Source organism: Streptomyces sp. NPDC046876 (assembly GCF_040645035.1).
Taxonomy (GTDB): Bacteria; Actinomycetota; Actinomycetes; order Streptomycetales; family Streptomycetaceae; genus Streptomyces.
This window is the reverse complement of the sequence record NZ_JBEYXK010000027.1, coordinates 72,952-79,934: the sequence shown is the minus strand read 5'-3', so window position 1 is coordinate 79,934 and position 6,983 is coordinate 72,952. Positions and strand designations below refer to the sequence as shown.

The 6,983-nt window shown below is 71.0% G+C and carries 5 protein-coding genes; 2 read left to right on the top strand and 3 right to left on the bottom strand.

The annotated features are described in order from the left end of the window. Window positions 1–270: 270 nt before the first annotated feature. Window positions 271–1,272: a porphobilinogen synthase gene (hemB, locus tag ABZ924_RS17425; protein ID WP_361909830.1), complete on the top strand. Its 1,002-nt coding sequence runs from the start codon at window positions 271–273 to the stop codon at window positions 1,270–1,272. Window positions 1,273–1,343: 71 nt separating this feature from the next. Next, window positions 1,344–1,937 (top strand): TetR/AcrR family transcriptional regulator, encoded by a 594-nt coding sequence (locus ABZ924_RS17420; RefSeq protein WP_361909827.1) that lies wholly within the window; start codon window positions 1,344–1,346, stop codon window positions 1,935–1,937. A gap of 120 nt (window positions 1,938–2,057) precedes the next feature. On the opposite strand, the gene ABZ924_RS17415 is transcribed toward ABZ924_RS17420, so the two are convergent. The 3 genes from ABZ924_RS17415 to ABZ924_RS17405 all read right to left on the bottom strand — a co-directional run bounded on the left by ABZ924_RS17415 (window position 2,058) and on the right by ABZ924_RS17405 (window position 6,803). Beyond that, a complete protein-coding gene (locus tag ABZ924_RS17415; protein WP_361909825.1) occupies window positions 2,058–5,474 on the bottom strand; it encodes an Ig-like domain-containing protein in 3,417 nt (1,138 codons plus the stop codon). Window positions 5,475–5,775: 301 nt separating this feature from the next. Then, entirely contained in the window at window positions 5,776–6,021 is a 246-nt protein-coding gene (locus ABZ924_RS17410) for a DUF397 domain-containing protein (RefSeq protein WP_361909822.1), read from the bottom strand. After that, entirely contained in the window at window positions 6,018–6,803 is a 786-nt protein-coding gene (locus ABZ924_RS17405) for a helix-turn-helix transcriptional regulator (RefSeq protein ID WP_361909819.1), read from the bottom strand. Before ABZ924_RS17405 ends, ABZ924_RS17410 begins: the two co-directional genes overlap by 4 nt. Window positions 6,804–6,983 lie beyond the last annotated feature (180 nt).

The window sequence follows — 6,983 nt, the reverse complement described above, 5'->3', positions numbered from 1 at the left end:
GTTCGGCGACGTCCGCCTGGGCTCGTCCAACTCGGCATATACCCTCTCGGCGGACTCCCGGCTCAGGTGGCGGCGGAGCCGGCTGGGTTTCTGGGGCTCCGCCCCAGACCCCGCGCCTCAATCGCCGGCGAGGCTGGAGTTGCCGGACCCCCGGCGGGGCTGGGTGGCCGAGCCCCGGCTTCGGAAGGCGGCGGAGGGCAGGCGGCTCCCGTTCAACGCCCGGCCAGGGCCTAGGCTGGGGGGACTGCTGTCGAGAAGAGGCGACCAAAGATGAGCGCGTACGGATCCTTTCCCGGCTCGCGGCCCCGCCGGCTGCGCACCACCCCGGCCATGCGGCGGATGGTCGCGGAGACCCGTCTGCACCCCTCGGACCTGATCCTCCCGGCGTTCGTCCGGGAGGGGATCACCGAGCCGCTGGCGATCTCCGCCATGCCGGGCGTGGTCCAGCACACCCGGGACACCCTGCGCAAGGCCGCCGTGGAGGCCGTCGAGGCGGGCGTGGCGGGGATCATGCTGTTCGGTGTCCCGGCGGACGAGAACAAGGACGCGCTGGGTACGGCCGGCACCGAGCCCGACGGGATCCTCCAGGTCGCCATCCGCGACGTGAAGGCGGAGGTCGGCGACGACCTCGTCATCATGTCCGACCTGTGTCTGGACGAGTACACCGACCACGGGCACTGTGGCGTGCTTGATGCCCAGGGGCGCGTCGACAACGACGCCACCCTCGAGCGGTACGCCGAGATGGCGCAGGTGCAGGCCGATGCAGGCGTGCACGTGGTCGGCCCCAGCGGCATGATGGACGGCCAGGTCGGCGTCATCCGCGACGCCCTCGACGAGACCGGCCACGAGGACGTGTCCATCCTCGCCTACACGGCGAAGTATTCGTCGGCGTTCTACGGGCCGTTCCGCGAGGCCGTCGCCTCCAGCCTCCAGGGCGACCGCAAGACGTACCAGCAGGACCCGGCGAACGCCCGCGAGTCGCTGCGCGAGCTCGCGCTCGACCTGGAGGAGGGCGCCGACATGGTGATGGTCAAGCCGGCCGGCCCCTACCTGGACATCCTCTACCGCGTCGCGCAGGCCGTGGACGTGCCGGTGGCCGCGTACCAGATCTCCGGCGAGTACGCGATGATCGAGGCGGCCGCCGAGAAGGGCTGGGTGGAGCGGGACCGGGCCATCCTGGAGACCCTGACCGGCATCAAGCGGGCCGGCGCGGACACCATCCTCACCTACTGGGCCACCGAGGTCGCCGGCTGGCTCAACCGGGCCCGGTAGAAGTCGCATTGGGCGGATCCGGCACGGTCCGGGAGGGTTCCGCCGCTTTCGTGCTGCTCTAGGCTGACCGCATGGCGAAGCAGCAGCGTGGCGAGGCCACCGTGGAAGTCCTTCTGGCCACCGCCTTGCGCGTGTACGCCGAGTCCGGCCAACAGGGCTTCACCGTCAATGCCGTTACCGCTGCCAGCGGCGTCAGCCTCGGAAGCCTGTACCACCACTTCGGCAGTTTCGACGGGCTCGCTGCCGCCCTGTACACGCGGTGCATGGGGCGGCTGTTCGCCGATCTGACGGCGGCCGTCACGCGGGCCCGCACCGCCCGTACCGGGGTGAAGGCGCTGGTGGGCGCCTACCTGAAGTTCACCCGGGAGCAGCGGGACGCCGCCCTCTTCCTGCACGCCTCGGCGTACTCCGGCTACCTGGCCGTCCACGCCGAGGAGATCCGCGCGGCCAAGGAGGAGCAACTCGCCGCGATCATCGGCTGGATGGGCGCGCGGATGGCGAAGGGCGAGATCGTCCCGCTGCCCGGACCCCTGGTCGAGGTCATGGTCATGGGCCCGGTCGCGGAGGCGGCCCGGCGCTGGTTGTCCAGCACGTACGAGCTGGACCTGGAACAGGCGGCGCGGCTCCTGCCGGATGTGATCTGGCGCTCCCTCAGGCCCGAATGATTTTCTAGAAATTCGTTTCAGTTCTGGCGCCGGGCGCGCCACAATGGCGGGAGCACATGGGGAAGCCCCCGCCTCCCCCGGGGGAGGGGGCGGAGGCTTCCCGTGCGGGTGCTGCGCTGCCTACGGCTTGGCCGGCTGCTCGGCGACCTTGGAGGCCTTGGCGGTCTTGTCCTCCTTGCCGTGCGGTCGGTCGGGGTCCAGGGCGAGGGACTCGATGTCCGTGAAGTCGATGCTCGTCCGCGCGTGCGTCGACCCGGGGTACGCGATCAGCGCCGTACCCGTGCCCGACTCGGCCCGGCTCTCGTGCATCTCCGCGTTCGGCGAGGCGCTCCGCAGGATCAGCTCGTCGCCCTTCGCGGCCTCGACCCCGGTCGGCGGGCCGCCGTCGACGGCCAGCTGCGCGCTGACCGTGTCGTGGGCCGTGATCTCCACCCGGTCCTGCCCGCCGCGGGCCAGGACGCCGATCCGCTCGGTCTGCCCCGTCGTGACGCGCAGGCCCAGCAGCGCCTGGAGCTTCGCGGGGCCGCGCACGCCCAGCGGCAGCGCCTCCACCCGCAGGGTGGTGAAGGTGTCCACCACGCCCCGGATCACGTCGCCCCGGTTGGTGCCCACGATGGCCACCTCGTCGTCGCCGGCGTCGGTGTTGACCGCCACATCGCCCTTGACGTGCGAGAAGGCGAGCGTTTGGGCGTAGCTCGTGCGGGTCAGCCGGCCGCTGTCCACGCCCGTCGGGGTGAACGTCAGGTGGTCGTCGCGGGCCCCGCCGCGCACCGCCACGCCGTGCCCGTTCGCGTCGAGGTCCACCAGCGGGATGCCGAGGATGCCGACGTAGCCGCCCGGGATGCCGGGGTAGCCGGTCACCCGGCCCGCCGCGATGTCGACCAGCACGTCCGACGTGGCGCCCGTGAGGTGCAGGGCGTGCTTGGCGATGGTGACCTTCAGGGAGGGGGAGGGCCCGCTCACGTTGCCCGCCAGGTCCTCCAGCCGCACCGCGAAGCCGTACCTGCCGTCGCGCAGGGCCGCGCTGACGACCTCGTAGTCGCCCTCGGGGGTGACGGTGTCCTTGCCGACCACGGCCGCGCTGCCCTTCGCCGGCGTGGCCAGCAGCCGGACGACGGTGTTCGGCTCGACCTGCGAGCCCTGGAAGGCCGGCTTGTCGACGGTGGTGATGTCGTCGGTGTCGTTGCCGCCGGAGTCGCTCGAAGCCAGCAGGTCCGGCGCGGCGCCCGGCGCGGCCGGGGCGGTCGTGTCGAGCTGGACGAGCAGGCGGTGCGCGCTCTCCGGGCCCGAGCCGACGGTGTGGCCGGTGCCGGGGACTCCCGGGTCGTCGGACGGGTCGACGACGACCACCTCGGCGGTGATCAGGTTCTCGCCCTCGGCCAGGACCGGGTCCAGGTGGACCTGGTACAGCCCCGGTCGCGCCACCGGGTCGACCGGCTGGGCGAAGCCGACGCGCTGCCCGTCGCGCTCCACGGCCACCTTGAAGCCCGGCGCGTCGTCCGCGAGGGACGGCGTGGAGTTCTGCGGCGACAGCGCGATGCCGGCGGCGCGCAGCTCGGCGTCGTCCACGCGCAGGAACAGGTCCGGTCCGGCGATGCGGGTGACGTCGTCGTTGTCGAAGCGGCCCGAGTCCGACTCCCGCTTGAGGTCCAGGCCGAACGGCTCGGGCGCCGCCCGGTTCGCCACGGCCAGGTCGTACACGGCCTGCGGCGGTGCGGTCGGCGCGGCGTCGCCCGGCCGCGTCGGGTCGGCCACACCGCTGTCGCTGACCGCGAGGAAGTACGGTTCGTCCTGCACGACCGGGATCGCCAGCCGGCTCGTCGAGCTGCCGGCGCGGACGGTCGCGGTCGTCCCGGTGGCCACCTTGTTGCCGTACTTGTCGTACGCGCGCACGATCAGCCCGGAGACCACCTCGTTGAACGCGATCTCGGCGGTGACGTGCCCGGTGTGGCGGGGCTCGATCCGGAAGAAGTCCACGTCGGTGGCGGAGTGCAGGGTGAGGCGGGGCCGGTTGAACCGGTCGTCCGAGCCGAGGGCCGCGGCCACCGCCGTGTCGGCCGACTCGTTCGGCTCCAGGGCGTCGGGGAAGGCCCCGAGGGTGGAGAACACGTCGAAGTACGTGGTCTGCGCGCCCTGCGCCGGAGCGGTCGCGGTGGGCGGGGTGGTGTTGCCGGTCCAGGTCGCGTAGCCGATCCCGTCGACCGTCCACAGGCCGTTGTACTCGCCGATCCGCAGGGTCTGGTTCGTCGACCCGGTGGCGCAGGAGAACCGGCAGGGGGCGTTCAGGTCCGGGTCGAACGGGGCGTCGCCGACCCGGAAGTCCTGCGACCAGCTCTGGCCGCCGTCCCGGCTGGTGGTCCCGTACAGCTCCAGCAGGAAGTCGTTGCTGCCGTTGGGGCCGGTGCCGTTGTTGGTCCGGCCGGAGCGGTTGTCGTACCAGGTGACGACGGCGTTGCCGTCCTGGTCGATGTGCGCGGTCGGCATCACGGCGAAGGTCTGGCCCGGCCCGTGGTCGACGCGGCCGCGGGTGAAGGTCTGGCCGTTGTCCGTGGAGCGGGCGATGACGACGTCGGCGTCGTCGCCGTTGCCGAAGTTGTTGTTCGGGTCGTCGTTGGTGACCACGTACACGTTGCCCGGGCGGGCCGGGTCGGGCAGGATCCACGGCTGCATGCTGCCCTGGAGCCAGAAGTCGGTGCCGGGGACGTCGCCGCCCGGGGTGTCCTGCACGTTGCAGGTGACGGTGGCCTGGCCGTTCGTGAACGCCGCCGTCTTCTGCTCGACGGTGCCGGCTGCGAAGTTCGCCCCGCCGGAGCCGTCGCGCAGCAGCTGGACGGAGCCCTGGTTGGCGTTGCCGTCGGCGCCCTCGTTGCAGAGGTTGGCGTGGTACGCCACGTACACGTCGCCGTTCGGCCCGACGGCGGCGTGCGAGGGCCACACGTTGCCCTCACCGGCCGCGGACAGCCCGGCGGGCGCGGACCAGGCCATCGCGCCGCTGGTGAGACGGGAGAACTGGACCTGCCAGGGGGACGCGAGGTGCGTCCAGGCCAGGTACAGGTTGTCCCGGTAGGGGCTGGAGGGGTTCGCGTCGGCCACCAGCCACGGCTTGTCGTGGTTGGAGGTGCTGTTCCCGCTGACCTGGGTCGCGGTGTACGTCTGCGTGCCGGGGGTCGTCGTGTCGTTGATGCGGGCCACGCCCACGCCGAAGCGGGGGGCGGTGTTGAAGTTCGTCGAGAGGTGGGCGACGAAGAGCCGGCCCTGCGAGTCGAAGGCGAGGGAGGGATCTCCGAAGCACGGGACGGTCGAGTTCCGTCTGATCGGGAAGTTGTCCTTGCCGTAGTTCAGGTCGATGCGGATGGTGCATCCCTGCATCACCGCGACCTGGCTCGGCCGCCGGGGGTTCACGGTGGCGTTGTGCGGCTCGTTCCCGACGTTCCCGAGCCCGCGGTCGGTGCCGGCGTGGGCGGGGGTGGCGGCTCCGACCACCCCTACGACGCCGAGGGCCGAGACACCGACGAAGGCCGACAGCACGAGGAGCATGCCGGTGAGGGCGGCCAGGAGGCGCCGCGGGCGGGGGTGTCGACGTTGGCTCCGGGGGCTCACCACGCGCCGCCCACCTGGTGTCTGGCTCTGCTCATCCCTCTCCTTCCGGCGCTGCCTGCGCTGTGTGCGAGAGGACTGTGGCACCGCGGCGGGGACGGCCCGGGGGCGCCGGGGATCGCGTCACGCGAATTCATCAAGATCCCCGACAGAATCACCTGGGTGGCGGAGCCGGGCATGGGGAAGGGCCGCCCCCGGGTGGGGTGGCGGCCCTGGTCAGGCGGGGTCTGGCGCGCCGTGCCTAGGCGCCGACCCAGCCGGTCAGCTGCGCCCAGCTTGCGGGCGCGAGGGTGAGGGTGGGGCCGTCGGGGACCTTGGAGTCCCGGACGTGGATCTTGTGGGCGCACGGGCAGGCGGCCACCTCGACGCAGGCGCCGCCCTCGTCGCTGCTGTATGTCGACTTCCGCCAGGCGATCGCGACCTCAAGACAGTCGCCGCCCTCGCTGCCGCTGTAGCTGGACTTGAACCACGTGAGTTCGGTGCTCATGGATCTCCTAGCAGCCGGTTCAACAGGTCCCTGGTTTCTTCGGGGTTGAGGGACTGTGTCCGCAGCATCGCATACTTCATGGCAAGGATGCTGACCTCGTCGGGATAGGAGACGACCAGGCTGCCGCGCTGCGTTTCGAGATATGCGATGTGCTGGTGGTCCGGGGTCTGCAACAGGACGAACGGGCCGTCCAGAGCGGGATGCGTCGTCCGGTCCATGGGCATCACCTGGATCGTCACCCCTGGCAGCTCCGAGCACACCAACAGATGCCTTAGTTGCTCACGTAGCACGTCTCGGCCCCCGATCGGGCACTTGAGGACCGGCTCCCAGATCACAAAGCTGGCCAGCAGCGGCTGCTCGCGGTGCAGGGCCGACTGTCGCTCGATGCGAGCTGTCGTCTGAGCCCTGATCTCGTCCGCCGCATAGAGCGGTATCCGGCTGCGGAACACGGCGTCCGCATAGGCCGGGGTCTGGAGCAGGCCAGGTACGACCTGGTTCTGGTACGAGGACAGGGTCTGCGCCTTCTGCTCCAGGTTGATCAGTGGCTCTGCCCACGGCGGGATCACGTCGACCTGAGGCATCTTGTGAGCCGCCACCGTCAGTAGGCCGGGCAGTCCCAGCTCCCGGTCCATCAGCTCGGCGACATCCGGCATCAGCGGCCTCCTGCCCTGCTCGATGGAGGCAACGCTCTCTTCCCCTATTCCGACCCGTTTGCCGAGTTCCCTCTGTGTCAGTCCTTTGGCGACGCGACCGGTGGCGACCTGCTCGCCGACCATCTTCATCGCTGTCGAGTTGGGCCGCGCCCGCTTCCTTGGTGGCATGAACGTGAACTCCCCGCCTGCATGGGCGAACTAGCCGTACCCAACCCGTACTGAATTGCCGGTACGGGTTTGCGTACTGCTTCACGCTAGTCACAGACGGCGACGATCGTCCCGTGAACGTTGATATTCAACCCGCCCTGT

What these genes read in the sequence shown, in the direction of transcription:
- hemB (WP_361909830.1), top strand. Translation starts at nt 271, where the DNA reads ATGAGCGCGTACGGATCCTTTCCCGGCTCGCGGCCCCGCCGGCTGCGC.
- ABZ924_RS17415 (WP_361909825.1), bottom strand. Translation starts at nt 5,474, where the DNA reads ATGCTCCTCGTGCTGTCGGCCTTCGTCGGTGTCTCGGCCCTCGGCGTC.
- ABZ924_RS17405 (WP_361909819.1), bottom strand. Translation starts at nt 6,803, where the DNA reads ATGAAGATGGTCGGCGAGCAGGTCGCCACCGGTCGCGTCGCCAAAGGA.
- ABZ924_RS17410 (WP_361909822.1), bottom strand. Translation starts at nt 6,021, where the DNA reads ATGAGCACCGAACTCACGTGGTTCAAGTCCAGCTACAGCGGCAGCGAG.
- ABZ924_RS17420 (WP_361909827.1), top strand. Translation starts at nt 1,344, where the DNA reads ATGGCGAAGCAGCAGCGTGGCGAGGCCACCGTGGAAGTCCTTCTGGCC.